Origin of the sequence: Kitasatospora sp. NPDC059722 (assembly GCF_042733235.1) — a bacterium.
Taxonomy (GTDB): domain Bacteria; phylum Actinomycetota; class Actinomycetes; order Streptomycetales; family Streptomycetaceae; genus Kitasatospora.
In genome coordinates, this window is the sequence record NZ_JBHWGD010000045.1 from 1 (window position 1) to 22,880 (window position 22,880).

Consider the following 22,880-nt stretch of genomic DNA (forward strand, 5'->3'; position numbering starts at 1 on the left):
ATGCCGACGGAGCCGGCGACTTCGTAGGCGTGGACGCGGTTGAGGACCTCGCCGGGGACCTGGGTCTGGACGCTGGTGGCCCACATGACGCCCCAGATGCCGATGCCGACGCCGACGCCGAGCTGGGCGGCGGCGAGCAGCCAGACGGGCCAGTCCAGGACGATGCCGAGCGGGTAGAGCGGGTAGGCGAGCATGGCGGCGGCGCCGGCGGCCAGGGGGCGTTCGGGCTTGTAGCGGATAGCGATCAGGCCGCCCGCGACGGTGCCCGCGCCGAGGGCGCAGTTGAGGAGGCCGAAGGCGGTGGCGCCGTGCTCGGGGACGATGACGCCGGCGGCGACGGACAGCTGCGGGCCCCAGGACAGGACGGCGAAGACCATCCAGATGACGATGACGCCCCACAGCCAGCTGCGGGAGCGGAATTCGTGCCAGCCGACGGCCAGGTTGTGCCACAGGCTCTCGCCGGCCGGCGGGGCGGGGACGGCGCCCAGGCGCAGGACGAACAGGCAGGTGGCGCTGGTGGCGTAGGCGAGGGCGGAGATGGCCATGACCCAGCCGGTGGCGCCGAGGCCGACGAGGGCGCCGGCCAGGGCCGGGCCGCCGAGGCCGGTGAGGGCCTCGGAGGTGCGCAGGACGCCGTTGGCGCCCTGGACGTCGCGGGAGACGAGGGGGACGGTCGAGGAGGCTCCGGGCTGGAACATGGCGTTGGCGGTGCCGGCGACGACGAGGAGGGTGTACAGCTGCCAGAGGTGGTCGATGCCGTGGATGAACAGGAACGCGAGGAGGGTGTGGGCGAGGAGGTTGGCGAGGTCGGCGGCGATCATCATGCGGCGGGCGGTGAAGCGGTCGGCGAGGACGCCGCCGAACAGCACCAGGCCGGCGAACGGGCCCACCAGGAAGGCCATCGAGTAGCCGGCGGTGTCCAGGCCGTAGCCGCCGCTGAGCAGGCCGGCCGAGACGGCGACCGGGAGCATCGCCCAGCTGAGCAGGCCCGCGCTGCGGGCGGTGAAGTAGTAGCGGAAGTTGCGGGACCAGATCGCCGGCTCCCCGGACACCTGCTCCCCTGCCGACGGGGCCTTCGAGGGCGCCGCCGTGGTGTGGTCTGCCAACTGATCTGTCATGGCGTGTCGTTGCTCCAGCTGTCGGTCGTGGTGTTCAGGGTCGGGTGACGGGCGGCGGGTCGAGCTCCCCGACGGTGACCGGTTCCAGGCCGCGGTCGAGCAGGCCCTCGATGATGGCCGGGAGGGCCTGGACGGTCTGGCCGCGGTCGCCGGCGCCCTCGTGCATCAGCACCACCGATCCGGGGCCGGCGGACTCCAGGACGGTGGCGGCGATGCGCTCCGGCCCGGGTCTGGACCAGTCGCGGGAGTCGACGTCCCACAGCGTGAGGGCGGTCGGGTGCTCGTCGAGGGCGGCGAGGCCTTCGGGGCTCAGCGCGCCGTAGGGCGGGCGGAACCGGGTGGGGGCCGTGCCGGTGACCCGGGCCACCGCCTCCGTGGTGCGGTCGAGCTGCTCGCGCAGCTGGTCCGGTGTCAGGTCCGGCAGGTACGGGTGGGACCAGGAGTGGTTGCCCACCTCGTGGCCGGCCGCGGCGATCCGGCGCACCTCGTCGGGCAGGGCCGTGACGTGGTGGCCGACGCAGAAGAACGTCGCCCGGACGCGATAGCGGTCCAGGATCTCCAGCACCCGCCGGGTGTGCACCGGGTCGGGGCCGTCGTCGAAGGTGAGCGCGACCCGCGCCACGTCCCGGCGGCCGTGCTCGAAGCAGCGTCCGGCGGCCGTCATCGCCGTCCGGATCGGCTCGGTTTGCCGCACGACCTCGTGGTACTCCTCGGCGCGGCCGGTCAGGCTGCCGCCCTCGGCGGTCACCCGCGCCAGCGTGCCGGGGGCGCTCCAGGCCTGCTCCGCCAGGCGCGCGGCCGGGACGGAGCCGAATCCCGGCCGGGGCGGCAGCACCCAGGGGTCCGCGCGGAACACCTCCAGGCCGGCCGCCGTCATCGGGCCGTCGAGCAGGCCGTTGGTGCTGTCGAGCACCACGGCCGGCACGCGGCTGGAGCCGCCCAACTCCCTGAGCCAGGCCATGAGTTCGGCGACCTCGGCGGCGCCCCAGCGGCTCGGCTCGGCCGCCCTGCGCCCGGCGCCGTCGACGACCTCGACCTCGTAGCCCACGCCCGTCCAGGCGATTCCCGCGTAGCGCGCGCTCACTCCTCCCCCAGGGCGAGCGCCGCGGTGACGATCAACTGCTCGACGCCGCGCAGGAATTGCTCCATGCCCGGGCGGGTGATGATCGCCGGGTCGGCGGTCATGGCGAGCTCCAGGACGCCGGGGGCGGTCAGCACGTCCACCGCGATCGAGACGTTCGCACGGGGCAGGAAGTCCGTCGGCCAGCTCAGTTCGGTGCGCGCGGCCAGTTCGCCGAGCGGTGCCTTCGGGCGCTCGACGGTGTCGAACGGGCCGCTGCCCGGGTCCCGGGTGTCGTTCCACCAGTACGAGTGGTCGCCCGCCTCGCCGCGCTCGACCAGCCGTGCCACCTCCCGCTCCAGCGCCCACTTGTCGTAACCCGCGTGCCGGAACGCGCTGAAGGAGACGGACCGGGTGCGGCGCACCGCGTCCGCGAAGTCCTGGTCGGCGTCGGTGAGGAGGAACACCGCCTCCTGCGCCATCGTGCTGACCGACTCGGCGGCGGCCGGCTGGAAGCGGTTGCTCACGACCACCTGGAACAGGACGTCGCCGCTGCCGGACATCCGGGCCAGCTGGTGGGAGGCCGCGCCCAGCAGCACCGCGGCGTCGCTCACCCCGAGGTCCGCCGCCACCTGCTCGACGGCCACGGCCAGCGCGGGCGAGCGCAGCAGCGCGTTGGGGAACAGGCGGCCGGGGTCGGTGACCCTGAGTTCCGGCGCGGCGGGCTGCCGGAAGATCTGCCGGGGGCCGGCGGCCAGCCGTTCGCACCAGTAGCGGCGGGCGCCCTCGTCGCGGCGGCGCCCGAGCGGCGAGGCCTGGACGGCGGCGGCCTCCAGCGGCTGGAGGGCGGGGCGCGAGCGCAGCAGGTCCTCGGCGCGCTCCCCCGCCTCGATCAGGGCGAGGTCGCGCAGCATCCGCCCCTCGCCCCACAGGTCCATCGCGGTGTGCGAGGCCGCCAGCACCAGGCGGTGGACCAGGCCCTCGCACTCCACGAGGCCGACCCGGAAGGGCCACTCGCGTGCGTGGTCGAAGGGGCGGCCCGCCAGTTCCTCCATCAGGGCCGCGCCGACGGCCGGGGCCTGCTGCGCGGAGCACGTCCGCACCGCCACCGCAAGCTCGCCGCTGCCGTCCACGACCTGCTCCAGCCCGTCCTCGCCGGCCGGCAGCAGCCGGGTGTGCAGGCTGTCGTGCATCCGCAGCAGCTCCGCCAGGTCCGCGAGGACGCGGGCGGCGGGGCGCGGCGGGGTCAGGGGCAGGTCGAGCCGCAGGTTGTACCGGGGGGCGTCGTCGCCCAACCGGGTGACGACCCCCCAGATCGCCCGCTGCCCCCAGGTGGCCGGGCCGGTTCCGGACCTCGCGGAGTCCAGTGTGATGGTCCGTTCCTCGACCGTGGTCATCGTGTTCCGAACTTCCCTTCGGTTGCCTCGTGCGAGGCGGTGCGTGGTGGCGGGGGGTGTGGGGGCGGGGGTGTGGGAACGGCTTCAGGACAAGCCCTAGTCCAGGCCCTGGGCGATGACCATGCGCTGGATCTGGTTGGTGCCCTCGACGATCTGCAGCAGCTTGGCCTCGCGCATCCAGCGCTCCACCGGGTGGTCGGCGACGTAGCCGGCGCCGCCGAGCACCTGCACCGCGTCGGTGGTCACCTTCATCGCCACGTCGGTGGCGAACAGCTTCGCCTTCGCCGCCTCCAGCGAGTACGGCCGGCCGGCGTCCTTCAGCCGGGCGGCGGCCAGGGTGAGCGCCCGGGCCGCGGCGATCTGGGTGGCCATGTCGGCGAGCATGAAGCCGACGCCCTGGAAGGAGATGATCCGCTGCCCGAACTGGCGGCGCTCCTTGGCGTAGCGCACCGCGTAGTCGGCGGCGGCCTGGGCGATGCCGACCGCGCAGGCCGCGATGCCCAGCCGGCCGCAGTCCAGGGCGCCCATCGCGATCAGGAAGCCCTTGCCCTCCCGGCCGATCAGCCGCTCGGCCGGCACCCGGACGTCCTCGAAGCCGACCTGGGCGGTGGGGTTGGCCCACACGCCGAGCTTGCGCTCCGGCTCGTGCACCACCATGCCCGGCGTGCCGCCGGGGACCACCAGGCAGGACAGGCCCCGGGCTCCCGGGCCGCCGGTGCGGGCGAACACGTTGTAGAAGTCGGCGTGCCCGGCGTGGGTGACCCACGCCTTCGTCCCCGTGACGCGGTAGCCGTCGTCCTGGCGCACCGCGCGGGTGGTCAGCGAGGCCGCGTCGGAACCGGCCTCCGCCTCGGACAGGCAGTAGGCGCCCAGGAGTTCACCGCTGAGCATGCCGGGCAGCAGGTCCTCGCGCTGCGCCTGCGTGCCGTAGGCGGCGGTGCCGAAGCAGGCGAGGTTGTGCACGTTGACCGCCTCGGCCACCGCGAACCAGTGGTAGGCAATCTCCTCCAGCGCCTGGAGGTAGACCTCGTAGGGCTGGCCTGCGCCGCCGTACTCCTCGGGGTACGGCAGGCTCAGCAGCCCGGCCTTGCCCAGGGTGCGCACGATCTCCCGGGGGAACTCGTGGGCCGCTTCGAACTCGGCGATGCGGGGCGCGAGTTCACCGGCCGCGAGCTCCCGGACCAGGCCGAGCAGATCGGCCGCCTCCTCGGTGGGCAGGATGCGCTGGACCTTCAACGGACGACCTCCGTGGGTGTTCGGGTGGGGTGGGCGGGGTTGGGGCGCGCCCTGGGTCAGGCCAGGCCCCAGGCGGCGGTCTCCGGCCAGTGCCGGGCGACCTTGCGGACGGCGTAGTCCCAGTAGGAGCGCACGGAGAGGTCGGCGTAGATGAAGTCCTGCTTGGCGGCCACGTCCCGCTCGGTGGACCAGGTGTACGGGACGCCGGTGCCCTCGGCCGTCAGCTGGAGCCGGCAGGCCCGTTCCAGCACCTGGGCGAAGACGGACGCGTGCCGCACGCTCTTGCCGACGATCACGCCGCCGTGGTTGCGCAGCAGGACGGCCGGGTGCTCGCCGAGGTCCCTGGCGATGTGGTCGCCGGTCTCGATGTCGAGGACGGTGTTGCTGGTCTCGGTGAACAGGCCGATGCGGTCGCGGAAGTAGGCGCCGTCGTGGGAGATCGGGCGCATCGGCAGGTCGGTGGCGCCGAACAGCAGGGTGTGGGGCGCGTGGCTGTGGACGATGCCGTTGACGTCCGGGCGGGCCCGGTAGATGGCCTGGTGCAGCGGCAGTTCCGGCGGGGCCAGGGGCGGCGCGGGCAGGGTGTGGTCCACCGGGCAGCGCACGACGTTCTCCGGGGTGGCCTCGTCGAAGCCCACCAGCGCGTTCTTGATGAAGAACTCGTCGCGGCCGGGGATCCGGGCGGAGATCTGGCCCTGGTTGAAGTCGTCGTGGCCGTCGAGGGAGAGCATCCGGGCGCCGGTCGCCACCTGGAGGACGAGCCGGCGTTCGGCCGGGGTCGGCGGCACCGGTTCGGCGGTGGTCATGTCGCGCTCCTCGCGGTCGGGGTCGTCGGGTGTGTCGGGGTCGTCGGGTGTGTGGGGGCGGTCGGGTGTGTGGGGGCGGTCGGGTGTGTGGGGGCGGTCGGGTGTGTGGGGGCGGTCAGTTCGTCGAAGACCGTGCGCATGGTGACCAGGCCGGGGGGCGCGGTGCGGGCCCAGGCGGCGGCGGCCAGTGCGCCCCGGGCGGGCACCGTCCAGCTGCCGACGTGGTGGCGCACGTGCAGCGCCTCGCCGTCCCAGGTGTGGGTCAGCTCGTGCTCGCTGACGGGCAGTCCGGCCCGCTCGTCGGAGATGTCGGCCACCGCCGGGCCGCCGGCCCGCGCCCAGGTGTCCGCCAGTGCCAGCGCGGTGGCGCTCGGCCGGTGCGCCTTGCCGAGCGGGTGGCGCTCCCGGACGGTGGTGGTCGCCTCGAAGCGGCCCGTGGTGAGGGCGGCGGTGAGCTCGGCGATGCGCACCTGGAGGTAGTGGCCGAAGGCGAGGTTGGTGGCCCGGACCACCGGCACCTCCTGGGCCAGTTCCGCCAGCGCCTTCCACTGGGTGTCCGTCAGGTTGGACACGCAGGCGACGAGCGGGACCCGGCGGGAGGCGCAGTAGTCGAGGACCTCGGGGTGCGCGTCGGGCGCGCTGGTGTCGACGAGGACGTCCGGGACGGCCTCGGCGGCCCAGCCGCCGCGGCGGGTGGCGGTGAGGGTGACCCTCGTCCCGTCCGCCTCGCAGAGCGACCTCAGCGCCGAGCCGAGCCGGCCGAGGCCGACGATCCCGATGGTGGAGCGGGGCTGCCCGGCCGTCGGCGCCTCGGGCGTCGGGGTCCCGGGCGTCGGGGCCTCAGGCATCGGCGCCGATGCCGCTGGCGACGACGAGGGCTGTGACGGAGTCGATGGACTCGTAGTGCTCGATGGGCGCTTCCGGGTCCAGGTAGACGCCGACCTCGTTCTCGATGCTGTCGATCAGGCGCATGTAGGAGAGCGAGGAGTACCCGACGTCGCGGAGCGAGTAGTCGGCGCCGGCGAGTTCGTCGGCGGAGACGCTGCCGTCCCCGGCCGCGATGGCGAGTTCGAGGATCTTGGCGCGCAGGGCGGTGTTGTCCATGGGGAATTCCTGTGTCTCGTAAAGGGTCTTGGGGGTCGTGGGGTTCTTTGGGGTCTTGGAGGTCAGTTGCCGGGGGACGGCTCGGTGAGCAGCCGCCGCAGGCGCTCGATGGACGGCTTGCCGATCGAGTTCGCCGGGATGCTGTCCACCGGGCGGAGGATTCCGGGCACCTTGAACGCGGGGAGCGTGGCCGCGCAGTGGGCGCGCAGGGACTGTGCGGTGACGCCGGGTTCGACGGCGACGACGGCGGCCAGGGTCGGTTCGCCGTGCTGGTTCTCGGCCTCGAAGGCGACCGCGTCCAGCACTCCGGGGGCCCCGCGCAGCACCTCGGCGATCTCGATCGGGTCGATCTTGCGCCCGCCCACGTTGACCAGCCGGCTCGTGCGTCCGGTCAGGTGGAGCGCGCCGTCGACCAGGTGGCCCTGGTCGCCGGTGCGGTAGTAGCCCTCGGCGTCGACGCGCTCCTCGAAGACGCCGGGGGCGTTGAGGTAGCGCGAGCCCATCGACTCGCTCCGGACCCGGATGCCCTCCTCCGGGGCGAGCAGCCGCACACCGGGCAGGGGTGCCCCGAGCCCGCTGCCGGCGCCGTCGGCGGCGAACGTCAGCGGACCGGTCTCGGCGACGCCGTAGTAGTTGTGGACGGGCACGCCGGTGAGCCGGGTGAACTCCTCGCGGACGCTCTCGCGCAGCGGGGCGCCGGAGGAGATCGCGGTGCGCACGCCGGCGAAGCCCTCCTTCGGCGCGCGCCGCACGATCGACTCGTACAGCGCGGGGAAGGCCACCAGCCGGGTGGCGGCGGTGTTCTCCAGGAGCCGTACGACGCGGGTGGCGGTGGGCAGGCCGTGCGACAGGTGCAGCGAGGCGCCCGGCAGGAAGGCCGCCAGCAGCGAGGTGTTGAAGGCCAGGCCGTTGGAGAGCGCGGCGAAGCAGGCGATCCGGTCCTCGGCCGAGAGGCCGGTTCCCTCGACCCAGTTGGCGGCCGCCGCGGACACCGCCGCGCCGGAGAACTCGATGCAGTTGGGCCGTCCGGTGGAGCCGGAGGTGAAGCGGCAGACCTCGGTGTCGTCCAGCAGCTGCGGTCGGGGGGTCTCGGAGCGGCGCACCCGGCTGACCGTGAGGGCGCCGAACTCGCCGTCTCCCTGAGGGGTTTCGTCCACGATGGCGTCGACGTCCGCGCCCGGGGCGTGGATCAGCAGGTCCAGCCCGCAGTCCTCGGCGATCCGGGAGAGTTCGAACGGCCCGAAGGCCGAGTCGGCCAGGAACGGGACGCCGCCGGCGAACAGCACCGCGAGGTAACCGACCACGTAGTCCACGGAGTTGGTGGCGTAGAGGCCGACCCTGGCGCGCTCGTCCGGTACGTCGAAGCGGGCGATGCGCTCCGCGGCGGCGCGGGCCCGGTCGGCGAGTTCGGCGTAGCGCAGCGATCCGCCCGCGTCGGTGACGGCGACGCGGTCGCCGTGGCGGGCGAGGACTTCGGTGAGGACACCGGGAAGGACGGGGTTCATCGGGTTCACCGCTCGTTCTGGGCGTGCGCGGTGGCAAGCCGGTCGAACTTGACGCCCGAGTCGTCCGGGCGGCCGAGCAGCAGGGCGTAGAGGATCTCGTCGTCCTCCGGCAGCCCCGCCAGCGTGCGCCACAGCGGCGAGTCGAAGCCGCCGATGGCGGTCACCCCGACCTCCGCGCGGTTCGCGCCGAGGTAGAGCAACTGGCCCAACGCGCCGCAGCGGAAGGCGAGTTCGCGCAGGCTCTCGGCGCCTGCGGCCGAGCCGGCGCCGGCGAGCGAGGTGCGCGGCACGTGCAGCAGCAGGACGGCGCCGGCCCCGGCGAGGGCGCGCTGCTGCATGCAGGCCCGGGCCACCTCGTCGGTGGACGGCAGCCGGCCCGGCTGCCGCTCACCGGTGTCCAGCCGGTACACCGCGTCCCGCCCGGGCTCGGTCGTCGAGCGCAGGACGAGGGTCGCGGACAGCGGGGAGATGCCGGGCAGGTCGGTCTCCAGCGGTGTCGACAGGGCCGAGACCGCCCGCCAGACGGCGTCGGCGGAGACGGGTTCGCCGGTGAACGCCTTGCTGGAGACGCGCGTCCCGATCAGCTCCGGCCATCCGTTCCGGTCCCCCAGGCCGCCTTCGCCGGGCGGTGTCCGACGGTCGGTCCGGATGTGTGCCAGTGGAGCGGGCGCGGTGCGGGGTGCCGGAGAGCCGGGGTGCTCGGGCCACACGGCGAGGGAGTCCCAGCACGCGCTCTCCAGCCACGACCGCCAGGTGGGCCCGCGCAGGTCCCGGTCGGTGCTGTCGTGCACCGTCCAGCGGGTCCACGGGCCGTCGGCCGCGCCCGCCGTGTCCGTGGCGGCCGGCACCAGGACCGCGGAGTGGATCTCCCGGTGGTTCTCGCCCGCCTCCAGCAGCTCCGAGAGGGGTTCCCTCGGGAAGCGCAGCCGCAGCGTCCCCCGCGCCCCGCGGCCGGCCGCGGCCAGGACGAGGTTGGCGGCCGCGTGGCCCGCGTCGAGCTGGGTGTACAGGTATCCGCGGTCGCCGTACTTGCGCATCGACAGCCAGGGCCGGGTGAGGGTGACCACCAGGGCTCCGCCGTCGTCCGGGACGGCCAGCGCGGACGCCGCCAGCGCGGCGGCGACCCGCTCCCCCGCGGCCAGCCGGGCGCAGATGCGGCGGTCGGCGTCCAGCCGGTAGGCCGTCGGCACCCCGTCCTCCACGGCGAGGACGGCGAACTCGTACGGGTACACGGCCCCGGCCGACGGCACCGCCCGCGCCACGTACGAGCCGCAGGCCCGGTTGGCGCGGCTGGTGAACACGCCCTCGTCCACCATCGCCAGGGCACGGCGCAGGCCCGGGGCGGCGACGGGCTCGGCGGGCGGCTCGGGCGACGCCGGCGGCAGGGCCACCCGGGCCCACAGCTCGTCGGCGCGGCCCGCGGACGCGCCCCGGGGCGCGTCGGCGACCGCCACGGACTCCTGGGTGATCAGATTTCCTTGCACGTCTGACGCAGACCTCCAATTCTCTGGCAATCCACCAAATACGCATGCGGGAGGCGGCCGGAAAAGCGGGCAGGCGAAATCGGCCCACCGCGCTTTTCGGCAGCCCGGTGCACCACGGAGGAAAATGTGGGGGGATACCGCAAAAGCTTGCAACGGTGCCCTCGGCGGGGCATTTCCACTGCCCTCGACCAGCACCGACGGGTTCTCGGATCGCGAGACGGACTATTCGACGGTCATTCGACCGCGCGGCACCGGCCGTGCCGCGCCGCCCCCGGCGACCACTCGCCCATTCGTCCCCCGTCTCACAATGTGGCACATAACCGATCCACGGCCCGAACCACGTGAACCACGTGAACCCATGATCGGTTACGGCCGTTGCCAGCATGCCAAGCACGCCGGGCAATGGTCAAGACCAATCCCGATAACGCCGCAGGATGAATCCAGCCAACCGGGTGAATGCTGTGAATCGGACATCGATGCGGATCGGACATCAATACGGATTGCCCGCCCCTCACCGACACCCCGGACAACCTCGGCAATTCGTCCCGGTCGCCGCCGGCCGGGCCGGTGTCGGTGGCGCCCGATAGCGTCGAAGGGCACGCAGGAGGCGTGCGGGTGCGACCCGCAAGGAGGAGGACCGCGATGGCGACCTTCACACTCGTTCCCGGGGCCGACGGCCGGGCCTGGTTCTGGCACCGGCTGGTGCCCGAGCTGCGGGACCGGGGGCACGACGTGGTCACGATGGACCTGCCGGGCGACGACTCGGCGGGCCTGGAGGAGTTCGCGCAGGCGATCGTCTCGGCGGTGGAACGGCACGCCGGCCTCGCCACTCCCCTGGTCCTGGTGGCGCAGTCCCTCGCGGGTTTCTCGGCTCCGCTGGTGTGCGGGCGGCTGCCGGTGCCCGTCGCCGAGCTGGTGCTGCTCAACGCCATGGTCCCGGCCCCCGGGGAAACGGCCGGGCAGTGGTGGGAGGACACCGGCCAGGCCGAGGCCCGCTCCGACTACGCGGCGGCCACCGGGCGCGGCCCCGATCCCGGGTTCGACCTGCGGACCGACTTCTTCCACGACGTCCCGGCCGAGGTGACCGAGGAGGCGCTGTCCGCCGGCGGCTCGCCGCCGCCCTCCGCGCTGTTCGCCCAGCCGTGGCCGCTGACGCGCTGGCCGCAGGTGCCGACCCGCTTCCTCCAGGGGCGGGAGGACCGCTTCTTCCCCCTGGAGTTCCAGCGCGGGATCGTCCGGGAGCGGCTGGGCCTGGAGATCGAGGAGATCCCCGGCGGCCACCTGGCCGCGCTCAGCCGCCCCCGGGAACTGGCGGACGCGCTGCTGCGCACGGTGCCCGCGTAGCCGCGGGTGCCGTGCGGGCGGGCGGGGTCCTTCGGCGCGCTCAGGCGCCCCAGCCGGTGTCCGGGGTGACGGCGGTCGGGGCAGTCGGGAGAGAGTCGGGGCGGAGGGCGGTACGCGGAGGTGTTCCGCCGCGAACTGCCCTCCGTGGTGCCCACGACGCTGACCGGCCTGGGCGCGTCCCTGGCCGCGCTCGGCCGGGGGCAGGAGGCCCTGGAGGCCCTGGCCGAGGCGCTGTCCACCGCCGAGGCGCTCGGGGACCGCAGCGCCGCCGCCGTGGCCCTGCACACGACCGCCACCGTGCACGCCTGCTCCGGACGGACCGGCGCCGCCCGGGACTGCTGGACCCGGGCCCTGGCCCTCGCCCGTCGCACGGGCCTCGCGAAGGTGACCGACGACAGCCTCGACGGACTGGAGTCCCTGGCCGCGTCCTGAGCCGGCCCGTGTCCGGCGGGGCCCCTTCGGCTTCGGCGGCGGCTTCCCGCGGACACGGTGGTGGGGGGGGGGGGGGGGGGCGCGCCCCCCCCCGCCCCCCCGGGGGGGGGGCGGGCCCGGTCGCGGTGACAGAGAGCGCCCGGGGGCGNNNGGGGGGTGGCCGGGGGGGGGGGGGGGGGGGGCCCGGGGGGGGGGGGGGGGGGGGGGCGGCGCGGGGGGGGGGGGGGGCGGGGCCCCGGCCCCCCCCCCCCCCCCCCGTCCGTGCCTTACGCGGCGAACGCGAACTTCTCGTTGCCCGCGCCGGGGAGGCAGTCCCACAGGATGACCGGCGTGCCGTTGTCCCAGACCGGGCCGGCACCCGACACGTTGAGGCAGCGCCCGCTGGCCGGGTTGAGGAACTGGCCGTCGGCCGTCATCCGGAACGTCTCGTTGCCCTGGCCGGGCACGCAGTCCCACAGGATGATCGGGGTCCTGTTGTCCCAGGTCGGGCCGCCGCCCGCCACGTTGAGGCAGCGCCCGCTCGCCGGGTTGAGCAGCTGGCCCGAGGCGGTCAGCTGGAACTGCTCGTTGGCCGCGCCCGGCACGCAGTCGGACAGGACGACCGGGGTGAAGTTGCCCCACGTCGCGCTGGTGCCCGAGAGGCCGACACAGCGTCCGCTCACCGGGTTGAGCAGCGCGGCGGCCGGACCGGCGGCCTGCTTGTCGGCGGAGGCGAGGACGAACGTCTCGTTGGCCTGGCCGGTGACGCAGTCCCACAGGATCATCGGCGTGCTGTTGGGCCACGGGCCCGCGCCGGACACGTTGAGACAGCGGCCGCTGGCCGGATTGACGACCTGGTAGGCGCGGTTGACCAGACCGCCGATCCAGGAGGCGAGGTCGTCGGTGCGGGTGCCGATCGCGCCGGTGCGGGTCTCGGCGGGGTCGGTGCCGAGGCAGCCGCCCTGCCAGGAGCGGGCGGCGACGGCGACGAGCTCGGCCTTGCCGCCGGTCTCGCGCACGACGGGGGCGCCGGTGTCGCCCTTGCAGATCGCGGCGCCGCCCTGACCGGTGACGGTGACGCCGGTGGGCTGGACGGCGTCGACGCCGAACAGGCCGGTGTGCGGCTTGGCGGGCACCCACTCGTCCGCGGTGCGCCCGTACCCGGGCACCCGCAGGCTCTCGCCCGGAGCGGGCGCGGTGGTGGCGACGGCGAGCGGCGCGATGCCGTTCAGCGGGAGGGCCAGGCGGGCCATGACGAGGTCGCGCTCCTGACGCGGCGCCAGTTCGACGACGTCGGCGCTCTTGTCGCCGACGGTCACGGTCACCTTGCGCTTGGGCACGCCCGCGGCGAGGCCCTGCGGCCGGCCGGGGTCGTCCGCGAGGCACGACGCGGCGGTGACGACCCAGTACCGGTCGACGAGGGCGCCGGTGCAGGCGCGCGCGTTGTCGCCGATGGTGAGTTTGGCGGTGTAGGCGTAAGAACCGTCGGCGGCCGCGGGGCCGGTGACGGCACCGGCCACCGGGGCGGAGAAGGCGGCGACGGCACAGGCGGCCGCGGCCGCCATACCGAATATCCGCTGCAAGGATAATGTCCTGCGAGTCATCTTCTGTTTCCCCCAAGCGAATTGAGAATTTTCTGGAAAGATTCCGGCCGGCGGCCGGCCCGGGATGCACGACGGAACACCGGCGACGGGCCACACCACCCCCGGACCACGGATGGACGCAGGCCGGGGTCAAGGAGTGGCAACGCCCACATCCTGTCGTCGCAAAAAATACTGTGTACGAGTGATGGTCCGTCAAGTCCTTTGCCGATTGCTCGCGGTCGGCCGAAACGGCTTCCACGGATGAATGATGGTTCGCGCCAATACCAGTGACAATGCGGCAAGGACCCCGGTTTGGCCGTCCGGCCTTACGGGTGAAGCCACGAGGATTCCGAGACCCGTCACCCCGCCTGACGCACCGGCAGAACTACCGTGAGTGACTGACCGTCAGCCCGGATTCCCCCGCCCGTCCCCAGGGAGCACCGCACCATGCCCGCAGCCCGCCACCGCATGCTCGCCACCGCCGCCCTCGCCGCGGCGGCCACCCTCCTGGCCACCACCCCCGCACTCGCCCGGCCCGCCGGCCCGGCCGCACCGGCCCTCCTGCGGGCACCGCTGCTGCGCCCGGACGGGGACGCGCACCAGGGCGGGCCGCACGACGGCCGTGCCGACGGCACCAGCGCCAACTGGGCCGGCTACGCGGCCACCGGCGCCAAGTTCACCAGCGTCAGCGCGAGCTGGGTCCAGCCGGAGGCGCACTGCACCACCGAGGACACCTACTCCAGCTTCTGGGTGGGCCTGGACGGCGACGGCAGCCGCTCGGTCGAGCAGAACGGCAGCTCGGCGGACTGCGTGGGCGGCAAGCCGCAGTACTACGCCTGGTTCGAGATGTACCCGGCGTACCCGGTGTTCTACAAGGACAAGGTCGAGCCCGGCGACCACTTCGCGGCGAGCGTCACCGCGACCACCACCGGGAGGTTCACCCTGACGATCACCGACGAGACCCGGCACTGGAGCCACGTCCAGCACAAGACCCTGGCCAGCGCGAAGCTCGCCTCGGCCGAGGTGATCGCCGAGGCGCCGTCCACCCTGTCCGGGCCGCTGCCGCTGACCGACTTCGGCACCGTCGCCTTCACCGGCGCCAAGGCCAACGGCAAGCCGATCGGCGACTTCGGCCCCGAGAACATCACCATGGCCGACCACGACCACACCGTCCTGGCCACGACCTCGCCCCTCGGCGCCGGCAGCGCCTTCGAGGTGACCTGGAACCACAGCTGACCCGCCCCCGGCCGCCGTATCCCCGGACGTCAGACGTAGAGCGTGAACACCGTGTCGCCCCGGCCGACGTAGGCGTTGCTCAGGGCGAACACGTGGCTGCCCGGACGGAAGATCCCGAACGTCGTGCGCCCGGCGGCCTGCCAGTCCCCGACCACCGGCAGGTCGCCGGCGACGCCGTAGGAGGCGGTGGAGACGCTGCCGTCGTCGTGGCGCAGGAGGAAGGTGTTCGGCTCGCCGGCGCTGCGGCCCGGACGGAAGAGGCCGAACTGGGCGTGGTGCACGCCGTCCCAGTCGCCGGCCACCGGGAGGTCGCCCGGCCCGCCGAACTGCAGGGTCGTCACGCTGGTGTCGTCGTGGCGCACGGCCAGGGTGCCGGTGGCCGGGCGGTAGACGGCGAGCTGGTCGTGGCCGTTGTGGTCCCAGGCGCCGGCCACCGGGACGTCGCCGGGCTCGCCGAACCGGACGGCGGTGACGGACCCGTCCCGCAGCTGCAGGCCGAACGTGGCGGTGCTCGGGCGGTAGATGCCCAGCTGGCACTGGCAGGTGTTCTCCCAGGCGCCGACCACCGGGACGTCGCCGGGCTCGCCGAAGGCCCGGCGCTCGTTCACGTGGCCGGTCGTCTTGCCGTAGTCGATGTTCCAGCGGCCGTTGTCGAAGAGGCCGACCTGCGTGGCCGGGCCGCCGAGGTAGCCGGTGAAGGGCGTCCCGGCCTGCGGGCCCGGGACGGAGGCCTGCACGGACGCCGTGGCCTGGCGGCCGTGGTCATCGGTGACGGTCTCGGTGACGGTGTAGTAGCCGCCGACGCCGTAGTCGTGCGTCAGGCCGTCCGGGGAGGTCCGGCCGTCGGTGACGACGGGGGCGGTGCCGTCGCCGAAGTCCACGGCGTAGCGGGCGACCGGCCACGGGCTGGAGGTGGCGTCGTGGAAGGCGACCCGGGCGGTGGCCTGGTCGGCGACGCTCACCTGGGGGTTGAGCCGGAGGGCGCCCACCGGGGCGAACGTGAACCTGGCGATGCCGGTGAAGACCAGGCCGGTCCGGCTGGTCGCGGTGAGCGTCGCCGTGTAGGTGCCGGGCGCCGGGTAGTCGTGGTCGAGCTCCAGGCCGCTGCCCGGGTTCACGTCCACCGGGGTGCTGCCGTCGCCGAAGTCGAGCTTGGCACCGGCCGGCGCCCAGCCGGTCCGGTAGAAGGTCTGGATCCGGGCGTTCAGCGGGTGGCCCGCCGTGGCGTAGGGGATCGCCGACAGCTGCACGGAGGTGTCGTCCTGGAGCTCGACCGCGCCGCGGTCGTAGTAGCCGGGCCCGGTACCGGTGTTGGCGATCGCCGGGTGGTCCGCGCGCGGGTGGTCGTAGAAGTCGGTGTCCAGCATCCCCGGCGCGGTGGCGTCGGCCGCGTCCGTCAGGCCCTCGACGGCCCGGGGCGCGTAGTCGCTGCTGTAGAACCCGAACTTCGGGTCGGCCTCGTTGTCGTGGGCGCCCTGACCGGTGGCCCTGAAGTCGGAGGCGGCGGTGTACGGGGTGCCGCCCCAGAGGTAGCCGGCGCCGCCGGCCGCGTGCACGACGCTGTTGTAGTCGGCCTTGGTCCCGGGGACGGAACCGGCCGAGACCGACAGGCCGGCGGCGGACTTGAGGGCCTCGTCGGTGCAGGAGCCCGCGGGGAGCTTGGTGATCACGTTGTTCGTCACCGCGGCCCCCGAGGAGCTCCCGGCGAGCAGGACGTCGTTCCCGCAGTTCCCGGCGAAGGTGTTGCTCGCCACGACGGTGCCCGGGGCGTCGGTGGCCACGACGCCGCCCGTGCGGCCCTCCACCACCAGGTCGGTGGTGATGACCGTCCCGGAGACCCCGGCGTCCACGGCGATGCCGACCGTCCCCTGGCCCTGGACCCTCGTGCGGCTCACGGTGGTGGCGGTGGTCTTCCCGGTGATGCGGACGGCGGGCGCCGGGTCCGGGTAGGAGGACGGGACGCCGTTGAACACGGGGTCGCCGGCGAGGACGGTGTTCCGGTTCACCACGATCCGGTCGGCGTCCTGGACGAGCACGCCCTCCTGCGGTGCCTCGAACTGGAAGCCCGACACCGTGACGTCGTGCACGCCGGAGAACACGAGGGCGTGCGCGGCCGGCTTCGAACCCGCGTCCCAGGAACGGATGCCGAGGATCGTCTGGGGCATGCCGTAGGGGATGTCGGCCTTGATGACGATCGGCCTGCCGGGGAGCCCGGAGTGCCTGACGGTGACCGATTCACGGTAGGAGCCGCCCGTCGCGACCTGGACCGTCTGGCCCGGCTGCGCCGCGTCCACGGCGGCCTGGACGGTGCAGAACGGCCGGTCCTGCGCCCCGCTCCCGGCGTCCGAACAGGCCGACCCGTAGGCGTTGTCGACGTGGAGCACACTCTGGTCGGCCGCGTGGGCGACCGAGGGGAGAACCGCCCCGGATATCGCCGAGCCGGCAACCGCGGCGGCCAGGCCGACGCGATGACGAATGGTCACGGATGGTCCCCCTTGAGGCGAAGTGACGCCGGATGTGCAGGATTCGGGGAGCGCCCGTGATGGTTCGTGCCCCCGATCGTCCGGCGAAGAGTATCGCCGATGATCATGCGGTCGTCACGCGGGTATCCCGGTCGTGGCGGGGCGGGCCGGTGGGTCAGGCCCCGTGGTGGTCGCCCGCCCAGACGGCGGGGGTCCGGCCGGCCCAGGGGGCGGCCTGTTCGAGCTGTCCGGCGAGGCGGAAGAGGACGTCCTCGCGCCCGTGGCCCGCGGCGAACTGGATGCCGATGGGCAGGCCGGTGGCGGGGTCGGTCTGCAGGGGCACGGACATGGCGGGGGTGCCGGCGACGTTGAACACGGCGGTGAAGGGCGAGCGGTGGAAGACCTGCCGGAGCCAGCCGGGGCCGTCGGCGCCCTCCGCGCCCTCGGCGTACGTGCCCAGGGGGACGGGCGGTTCGGGCAGGGTCGGGGTGAGCAGCAGGTCGTACTCGGTGAAGTAGCGGCCGATCGCGCGGGCGACGGTGTTGCGCATCGCGAGCGCGTGGACGAACTCGGTGCCGCTGACCTCCCGCCCGTAGGCGTGGCTCGCGAGCATCTCGGGTTCGACGGTGGTGGGGTCGACGGGCCGGCCCGAGGCTGCGGCGAGGCCGTCGATCCAGGTCGCCAGGTTGGCGCTCCACAGGCGGGCGTTGGCCAGGACGAACTCCTCCCAGCCGGTGCCGAGATCGACCCGGACCTCCTCCACCCGGTGGCCCAGGGACTCGGCGAGCCGTGCGGAGCGCAGGGTGGCGTCGATGATGGCGCCATCGACCGTGCGGCCGCCCCAGGGCTGTGTGAGGAGGCCGATCCTGAGGCTGCCCGGGGAGCGGGTGACCTCCTGTGCGTAGGGCCGCTCGGGGCGCGGGGCCGTGTAGGGGTCGCCGGCCTCGGGGCCGTGGACGAGGTCGAGCAGGGCGGCGCTGTCGCGGACCGAGCGGCTGAGGGCGCCGTGGACGGCGAGCCCGTTGAAGACCTCGTCCGCGTCGGGGCCCATGGAGATCCGGCCGCGGGTGGGCTTCAGCCCGAACAGGCCGTTGGCGGCGGCGGGGACGCGGATGGAGCCGGCCGCGTCGGTGGCGTGCGCGAGGGGGACGATGCCCGCGGCTACGGCGGCCGCCGAGCCGCCGCTGGAGCCTCCGGGGCTGCGGTCCGGGTCCCAGGGGTTGCGGGTGGCGCCGTACAGGACGCCTTCCGTGGTGGTGCTGTAGGCGAACTCCGGGGTCGCCGTGCGCCCGAGCGTCACCAGTCCGGCTCGGCGGAAGCGGGCCATGAGCGAGGAGTCGGCCGCGGCGACGTTGCCGGCGGCGAGGCGGCTGCCCAGTTCCACCCGCTTGCCCGCCATCGCGACGGCGAGGTCCTTGACCAGGAAGGGCACCCCCGCCAGCGGCGTGCTGCCCGGCGCCGGCGCGTCCTCGGCGGGCCAGGTCTCGACGACGGCGTTGATCCGCGGATTCACCGCCTCGCACGCCAGTCGGGCGGTCGCGGCGAGTTCGGCGGCGGTCACGTCGCCGCGGGCCACCAGGGCGGCCAGGGCGACGCCGTCGTGGTCCGCGTACTCGGAGAGCTTCATCTTCTTCGTCCGTCCAGATCCGGCCAGGGGAAACGATACCGAAAGGTCTCGCACGATACCGATCGGTATCGCGTGGGACTGATCGGTACCGTAGCATTGCGGCCAGGCGGCTCGACGCCCCATCGGGCGGACCGGCGGAGGGTGACATGGCGGACACGGCGAGAGTCAGCAGGCGGAGCCGGGTGGCCAAGCTGCCGCCCCGGGAACGGATCCTCGACGCGGCGGAGGAGCTCTTCTCGCGCGAGGGGATCAGGGCGGTCGGCGTCCAGGCGATCGCCGACCGGGCCGAGACCACCAAGATGGCGCTGTACCGCCACTTCGCGACCAAGGACGCGCTGGCCGAGGAATGGCTGCGGATCGTCGCGGCCGACTACACCGCCGCGTTCGACCGGCTGGAGACCGCCCACCCCGACGACCCCCGGGCGCAGATCCTCGGGATCGCCCGGTTCATCGCCGACGGGCTCCCCGGGATCTCCCACCGGGGCTGCCCGTTCATCAACTCCATCGCGGAACTGCCCGACCGCACCCACCCCGCGCGCCGGCTGATCGAGGCCCACAAGGCCCGCCAGCTGCGCCGCCTCGCCGACCTGTGCGTCCGGGCCGGGCTGCCCGACCCGGACGGGGCGGCCGCGGAGATCACCTTCGCCCTCGAAGGGGCCCAGGTGAGCGCCCAGAACCGGAGCGTCGAGCACGCGGGCGAACGGCTCGTGCGGATCGTCGGGGCCGTCCTGGACCGCCCGGCGGGCTGAGCGGCGATGGGGCCACCGGGATTCCCGGTGGCCCCATCGGCGTTGCCGTCGGCTCCTACTTGAACTGGGGGTAGTAGTCCAGGAGCGAGGAGTTCACGCTGGTGCAGTAGGCGTAGCTCCACAGGCCGCTGCCGGTCGGCTTCCAGGGGCCGTACACGTTCTCGCCGTTCTGACAGACCGCCATCGCCCGGAAGACGATGTGGCTGTCGGAGCGGGGGCACATGGCGCCGTAGGTGTTGCCGTCCCACCACTCCTGGCAGACGTCGGTCGTGGTCGCCGACGCCGGTGCGGCGGTGGCCGTCCCGAGCGCGAGCGATCCCGCGGCGACCGCCGCCAGTGCCAGTGCGCGTACCTTGAGCATCGAATCCCCTCCAGCCGGACGTTGCGTCAGCCGGCCCGCGCCCTGCCCCGCGGACCGCCGTCGAATCTAGGTCGGCCGCCGGGGGCGTCCGGTGCGCGAGCGCACAGTCGGGGGCTCCGCGCGGTGCCGATCCGCACAGTCGTCCGCCCGCGGCCGGCGCATGATTCCATGGCGTGAGCGATCCGCGACGCGGAGTACCGGTTGCCGTCGGAGCGATGAGTTTCCCGGCGGCCGCGGGTCTGCATCCCGACCGGACCGACCGGCACGACCCACTCATCGGGAGCAAGGCAATGGGCCTCATCCACATCGAGCTGTTCACGACCCTCGACCTCGTCGCGCAGGCGCCCGGCGGGCCCGACGAGGACCCCGAGGGGTTCCCGTTCGGCGGCTGGCAGGCGCCCCTGCTGAACGAGACCACCGGCGCGCAGATCGCCGCCGCGTACGAGGGCACGGACGCCCTCCTGCTCGGGCGGCGCACCTACGACATCTTCGCCGCGTACTGGCCGAAGCAGGAGGGCGGCCCGTTCGCCGGGCTCTTCAACAGCGTGCCGAAGTACGTGGCCTCCCGCGGCGAGCCCGACCTCCCGTGGGCCGGCTCCACGCAGCTCGGCCCGGACCTGGTCGCCGCGGTGCGCGGGATCCGCGAGCGGCACGAGCACGTGAAGGTCGTCGGGAGCCTGGACCTGGTGCAGACCCTCCTGCGGGAGAAGCTGTTCGACCGGCTCGACCTGTGGGTGCACCCGATCGTGCTCGGCGTCGGCAAGAAGGTGTTCGACACCGGTGCGGTGCCCACCAACGTCACGCTCCTCGAACCGCCGGTGGCCGGCCCCACGGGCACGGTGTTCCTGCGCTACGGGATCGCCGACGGGATCCCCCGGACGGGCGACATGAGCGCCCCCGACCGCGGTCTGGGCAACGGCGGCTGACGCCGCCCGGCCCATGCCGGCGGGGGCTGCCGGAAATCCCGAGCGCCTACCGGGCACGGGCACCCCGCCACCTGACCGGGCAGGGCCGGCTCACCCCGGGATTCAGCAGCATCGGCAACTGGCCCCGCCTGCGCGCCCTCGCGGACGAGCTCGGCCTGGAGCACGAGGTGCTCTCCGCGGAACGGCACCTGCCGGACGGGGCACTGCCGGTCGAGTTCCAGCGGGTCGGCTTCCGCCCGTCCGGCGGACGGCCGTGGTCCGCGCTCGCCTGACACTCCCGCCCGGGCGGCACCTGGTAGCGCTGAGTCACGAGAACGCCGCTTCCCCCGCAAAATACCGCCACCCGGGCACCCGCCGGCCACACCGTCCGTAGCCGGGATGCCGAACGCGCGGCCTGCTCGCAGGCTGGAAGGAGCAGTGCCCCGAGCACCGGCAGGAGGACGGCATGGCCGCACACTTCGAGGTCTACGAGGACAAGGCCCACCAGTGGAGGTTCCGGCTCAAGGCGGGGAACGGGGAGATCGTCGCGGTCGGCGAGTCCTACCCGACCAGGCAGGGTGCACAGAAGGGCTGCGAGGCCGTGAAGCGCGCCGCCGCCGAGGCGGACATCGTCGCACCCAAGGCGGCGTGAAGGCACCCGCGCGCGTGGGGCCCGCTGCCGGACGGCGGCGGGCCCCCGGTGTGCGGTGCCCCCGACGTGCGGTGCGGCGGCGGGCCCCCGGTGTGCGGTGGCGGGCCGCACGGCTCGTCCGGGTTGGCAGGATCTTGTGGGCGAACGGTGCTGTCGTCCCTGGTGGAGGAGGCCGGGAAGGCGAAGACTCTTCGTGTACGTCGCCCGGCGGACCCCTGGCGCGCTCCGTGCGGCCGGTCCTCGACGAAAGGGAAACCGTGAACGACTTCAGGGCGAGGTTTGACAGCTCGGGGATCGAAGGCCTGCTGAAGGACTACTTCGACCTCCTCTACACCCAGGACATGGACCTGTTCGAACGGGTCTTCCACCCGGACTCGGTCCTGTACTCGGCACAGGACGGCGAGGTCGTGGTGCGCCCGCGCACCGCGTACCGGGCGGTCATGGAGGGGCGGCAGTCGCCCGCCGAGGCCGGTGCGCCGCGGCACGACGAGATCCTCCTCATCGACGTCCTGTCGCCCGAGATGGCCCTGGTCAAGGTCCGGCTGCGCCTGTTCGGGAACACCATGGAGGACTACCTGAACCTGCTCAAGGTGGGCGAGCGGTGGACCGTCGCGGCCAAGCTCTACCACCGTGCGGCGTAGCACGGCACCCGCGCGGGCCCGCCGCCGGCACCCGTCGGCGCGCGGGCCCCGCTCCCGCGGCGGCGGGCCGGTGCCGTGCTGACCACCGTCGCCGTCGTGCTCGTCGACGGAGTGGCCCCGTTCGAGTTCGGCGTGCTCTGCGAGGTCTTCGGCGTCGACCGCTCCCCGGAGGGCGTGCCGCCGTTCGACTTCCGGGTGTGCGGCGAGAACGCCGGCGCGCCGCTGTCCACCGGTGCGGGGTTCCGGGTCATCCCGTCGCACGGTCTGGAGGCGTTGCGGGACGCCGATCTGGTGGCGGTGCCCGCCGCCACGATCCGCGAGGACTACCCGCCGGCCGTCCTGGACGCGCTGCGCGCCGCGCACCGGCGCGGTGCCACCCTGCTCTCGGTGTGCAGCGGGGCGTTCGTGCTGGGTGCCGCGGGTCTCCTCGACCACCGTCGCTGCACCACCCACTGGAGCTACGTCGACGCCTTCGCGCGCCGCTTCCCCCTGGCGCGGGTCGACGGCGACGTCCTGTTCGTCGACGACGGCACCGTCCTGACCAGCGCGGGCACGGCCGCCGGCATCGACGCCTGCCTCCACCTGGTGCGCCGGGAGCTCGGCTCCGCCGCGGCCAACGCGATCGCCCGCAAGATGGTGGTGGCGCCCCACCGGGAGGGCGGGCAGCGCCAGTTCGTCGACCTGCCGGTCCCCGAGGACCCGGGCGCCAGTCTCCAGCCCCTGCTCGGCTGGATGCGGGAGAACCTCGGCGCCCGGCACAGCGTGGCGGAACTGGCGCAGCGGGCCCGCATGTCGCCCCGGACCCTCGCCCGCCGCTTCAGCACGGAGATCGGCACCACCCCGCACAAGTGGCTGACCCTGCAGCGGGTCCTGCACGCCCGGCACCTGCTGGAGGAGACCTCCCTGGACATCGAGGAGATCGCCCACGAGACCGGCATGGGCGACGGCGCCCTGCTCAGGCACCACTTCCGGAAGATCGTGGGCGTCACCCCGAAGGACTACCGGGCGGCCTTCGCCGACCGCCCGGCGGCACCGAGGCCCTCCCCTTCCCCCGCCGCGGACGGCGACCGGCGCCGTGGCGGCCGGTGACTTCCCGCCCGGAAACCCCGTGCGTCTCTTTGCGAATTTCCTTTCCCGGTCACGGGCCATCCTTTCAGGGCATCTCCCGTGTCTGCCAGGACCGTTGACGACACCGGTCC

At 73.9% G+C, this 22,880-nt stretch carries 21 protein-coding genes; 8 read left to right on the plus strand and 13 right to left on the minus strand.

What is annotated here, in order from left to right:
• From ACFV4F_RS26070 to ACFV4F_RS26110, 9 genes are all read right to left on the minus strand, one after another.
• Positions 1-1,118 (minus strand): MFS transporter (locus tag ACFV4F_RS26070; RefSeq protein ID WP_380446811.1); only part of this gene is annotated, 1,118 nt, incomplete at its 3' end.
• Positions 1,119-1,152: 34 nt separating this feature from the next.
• Positions 1,153-2,202 carry a polysaccharide deacetylase family protein gene (locus ACFV4F_RS26075; RefSeq protein WP_380505851.1) on the minus strand — a complete coding sequence of 350 codons (1,050 nt, stop codon included), beginning with the start codon at positions 2,200-2,202 and terminating at the stop codon, positions 1,153-1,155.
• The gene (locus ACFV4F_RS26080) at positions 2,199-3,575 is read right to left on the minus strand and encodes a condensation domain-containing protein (RefSeq protein ID WP_380505854.1); all 1,377 of its coding nucleotides are present in this window, start codon (positions 3,573-3,575) and stop codon (positions 2,199-2,201) included. Before ACFV4F_RS26080 ends, ACFV4F_RS26075 begins: the two co-directional genes overlap by 4 nt.
• Before the next feature lie 96 nt (positions 3,576-3,671).
• The gene (locus tag ACFV4F_RS26085) at positions 3,672-4,811 is read right to left on the minus strand and encodes an acyl-CoA dehydrogenase family protein (protein ID WP_380505857.1); all 1,140 of its coding nucleotides are present in this window, start codon (positions 4,809-4,811) and stop codon (positions 3,672-3,674) included.
• Between the two features lie 56 nt (positions 4,812-4,867).
• A complete protein-coding gene (locus ACFV4F_RS26090) occupies positions 4,868-5,617 on the minus strand; it encodes a class II aldolase/adducin family protein (RefSeq protein WP_380446819.1) in 750 nt (249 codons plus the stop codon).
• Positions 5,614-6,465: a dihydrodipicolinate reductase C-terminal domain-containing protein gene (locus ACFV4F_RS26095; RefSeq protein ID WP_380505860.1), complete on the minus strand. Its 852-nt coding sequence runs from the start codon at positions 6,463-6,465 to the stop codon at positions 5,614-5,616. The genes ACFV4F_RS26090 and ACFV4F_RS26095 overlap by 4 nt, the downstream gene beginning before the upstream one ends.
• On the minus strand, positions 6,458-6,721 hold the full coding sequence (locus ACFV4F_RS26100) for a phosphopantetheine-binding protein (protein WP_380446824.1): 264 nt from the start codon (positions 6,719-6,721) through the stop codon (positions 6,458-6,460). Before ACFV4F_RS26100 ends, ACFV4F_RS26095 begins: the two co-directional genes overlap by 8 nt.
• A gap of 62 nt (positions 6,722-6,783) precedes the next feature.
• On the minus strand, positions 6,784-8,226 hold the full coding sequence (locus ACFV4F_RS26105) for a class I adenylate-forming enzyme family protein (RefSeq protein ID WP_380505863.1): 1,443 nt from the start codon (positions 8,224-8,226) through the stop codon (positions 6,784-6,786).
• Positions 8,227-8,231: 5 nt separating this feature from the next.
• Positions 8,232-9,710, minus strand: a complete 1,479-nt coding sequence (locus tag ACFV4F_RS26110) for a nitroreductase family protein (RefSeq protein WP_380505866.1) — start codon at positions 9,708-9,710, stop codon at positions 8,232-8,234.
• A 642-nt stretch (positions 9,711-10,352) separates the two neighbouring features.
• Between ACFV4F_RS26110 and ACFV4F_RS26115 the strand changes: the two genes are divergently transcribed.
• Positions 10,353-11,054 (plus strand): alpha/beta fold hydrolase, encoded by a 702-nt coding sequence (locus ACFV4F_RS26115; protein WP_380495970.1) that lies wholly within the window; start codon positions 10,353-10,355, stop codon positions 11,052-11,054.
• 120 nt (positions 11,055-11,174) lie between these two features.
• Positions 11,175-11,486: a tetratricopeptide repeat protein gene (locus ACFV4F_RS26120; protein WP_380505869.1), complete on the plus strand. Its 312-nt coding sequence runs from the start codon at positions 11,175-11,177 to the stop codon at positions 11,484-11,486.
• Positions 11,487-11,752: 266 nt separating this feature from the next.
• Here ACFV4F_RS26120 and ACFV4F_RS26125 read toward each other — a convergent pair whose 3' ends face one another.
• The gene (locus ACFV4F_RS26125; protein WP_380505872.1) at positions 11,753-13,030 is read right to left on the minus strand and encodes a ricin-type beta-trefoil lectin domain protein; all 1,278 of its coding nucleotides are present in this window, start codon (positions 13,028-13,030) and stop codon (positions 11,753-11,755) included.
• A gap of 465 nt (positions 13,031-13,495) precedes the next feature.
• Between ACFV4F_RS26125 and ACFV4F_RS26130 the strand changes: the two genes are divergently transcribed.
• Positions 13,496-14,284 carry a G1 family glutamic endopeptidase gene (locus ACFV4F_RS26130; protein ID WP_380505874.1) on the plus strand — a complete coding sequence of 263 codons (789 nt, stop codon included), beginning with the start codon at positions 13,496-13,498 and terminating at the stop codon, positions 14,282-14,284.
• 29 nt (positions 14,285-14,313) lie between these two features.
• Here ACFV4F_RS26130 and ACFV4F_RS26135 read toward each other — a convergent pair whose 3' ends face one another.
• On the minus strand, positions 14,314-16,767 hold the full coding sequence (locus ACFV4F_RS26135) for a PKD domain-containing protein (RefSeq protein WP_380505876.1): 2,454 nt from the start codon (positions 16,765-16,767) through the stop codon (positions 14,314-14,316).
• 154 nt (positions 16,768-16,921) lie between these two features.
• Positions 16,922-18,373 carry an amidase gene (locus ACFV4F_RS26140; RefSeq protein ID WP_380505879.1) on the minus strand — a complete coding sequence of 484 codons (1,452 nt, stop codon included), beginning with the start codon at positions 18,371-18,373 and terminating at the stop codon, positions 16,922-16,924.
• Between the two features lie 146 nt (positions 18,374-18,519).
• Here ACFV4F_RS26140 and ACFV4F_RS26145 point away from each other — a divergent pair, with 146 nt between their 5' ends.
• Positions 18,520-19,122 (plus strand): TetR/AcrR family transcriptional regulator, encoded by a 603-nt coding sequence (locus tag ACFV4F_RS26145; protein ID WP_380505882.1) that lies wholly within the window; start codon positions 18,520-18,522, stop codon positions 19,120-19,122.
• A gap of 55 nt (positions 19,123-19,177) precedes the next feature.
• Here ACFV4F_RS26145 and ACFV4F_RS26150 read toward each other — a convergent pair whose 3' ends face one another.
• Positions 19,178-19,483 (minus strand): hypothetical protein, encoded by a 306-nt coding sequence (locus ACFV4F_RS26150; protein WP_380446844.1) that lies wholly within the window; start codon positions 19,481-19,483, stop codon positions 19,178-19,180.
• 290 nt (positions 19,484-19,773) lie between these two features.
• Between ACFV4F_RS26150 and ACFV4F_RS26155 the strand changes: the two genes are divergently transcribed.
• From ACFV4F_RS26155 to ACFV4F_RS26170, 4 genes are all read left to right on the plus strand, one after another.
• A complete protein-coding gene (locus tag ACFV4F_RS26155) occupies positions 19,774-20,409 on the plus strand; it encodes a dihydrofolate reductase family protein (RefSeq protein WP_380446846.1) in 636 nt (211 codons plus the stop codon).
• Positions 20,410-20,854: 445 nt separating this feature from the next.
• On the plus strand, positions 20,855-21,040 hold the full coding sequence (locus tag ACFV4F_RS26160; protein ID WP_380446848.1) for a YegP family protein: 186 nt from the start codon (positions 20,855-20,857) through the stop codon (positions 21,038-21,040).
• A 257-nt stretch (positions 21,041-21,297) separates the two neighbouring features.
• Positions 21,298-21,681, plus strand: coding sequence for a nuclear transport factor 2 family protein (locus ACFV4F_RS26165; protein WP_380505884.1), 384 nt, complete (start codon positions 21,298-21,300; stop codon positions 21,679-21,681).
• Between the two features lie 75 nt (positions 21,682-21,756).
• Positions 21,757-22,770, plus strand: a complete 1,014-nt coding sequence (locus ACFV4F_RS26170; protein WP_380505887.1) for a GlxA family transcriptional regulator — start codon at positions 21,757-21,759, stop codon at positions 22,768-22,770.
• Positions 22,771-22,880 lie beyond the last annotated feature (110 nt).

Bases quoted from the DNA above. Each gene is read 5' to 3' on its own strand.
- ACFV4F_RS26080 (WP_380505854.1), bottom strand. From the start codon at position 3,575: ATGACCACGGTCGAGGAACGGACCATCACACTGGACTCCGCGAGGTCC.
- ACFV4F_RS26090 (WP_380446819.1), bottom strand. From the start codon at position 5,617: ATGACCACCGCCGAACCGGTGCCGCCGACCCCGGCCGAACGCCGGCTC.
- ACFV4F_RS26095 (WP_380505860.1), bottom strand. From the start codon at position 6,465: ATGCCTGAGGCCCCGACGCCCGGGACCCCGACGCCCGAGGCGCCGACG.
- ACFV4F_RS26100 (WP_380446824.1), bottom strand. From the start codon at position 6,721: ATGGACAACACCGCCCTGCGCGCCAAGATCCTCGAACTCGCCATCGCG.
- ACFV4F_RS26105 (WP_380505863.1), bottom strand. From the start codon at position 8,226: ATGAACCCCGTCCTTCCCGGTGTCCTCACCGAAGTCCTCGCCCGCCAC.
- ACFV4F_RS26115 (WP_380495970.1), top strand. From the start codon at position 10,353: ATGGCGACCTTCACACTCGTTCCCGGGGCCGACGGCCGGGCCTGGTTC.
- ACFV4F_RS26125 (WP_380505872.1), bottom strand. From the start codon at position 13,030: ATGGCGGCCGCGGCCGCCTGTGCCGTCGCCGCCTTCTCCGCCCCGGTG.
- ACFV4F_RS26130 (WP_380505874.1), top strand. From the start codon at position 13,496: ATGCCCGCAGCCCGCCACCGCATGCTCGCCACCGCCGCCCTCGCCGCG.
- ACFV4F_RS26140 (WP_380505879.1), bottom strand. From the start codon at position 18,373: ATGAAGCTCTCCGAGTACGCGGACCACGACGGCGTCGCCCTGGCCGCC.
- ACFV4F_RS26145 (WP_380505882.1), top strand. From the start codon at position 18,520: ATGGCGGACACGGCGAGAGTCAGCAGGCGGAGCCGGGTGGCCAAGCTG.
- ACFV4F_RS26150 (WP_380446844.1), bottom strand. From the start codon at position 19,483: ATGCTCAAGGTACGCGCACTGGCACTGGCGGCGGTCGCCGCGGGATCG.
- ACFV4F_RS26155 (WP_380446846.1), top strand. From the start codon at position 19,774: ATGGGCCTCATCCACATCGAGCTGTTCACGACCCTCGACCTCGTCGCG.
- ACFV4F_RS26160 (WP_380446848.1), top strand. From the start codon at position 20,855: ATGGCCGCACACTTCGAGGTCTACGAGGACAAGGCCCACCAGTGGAGG.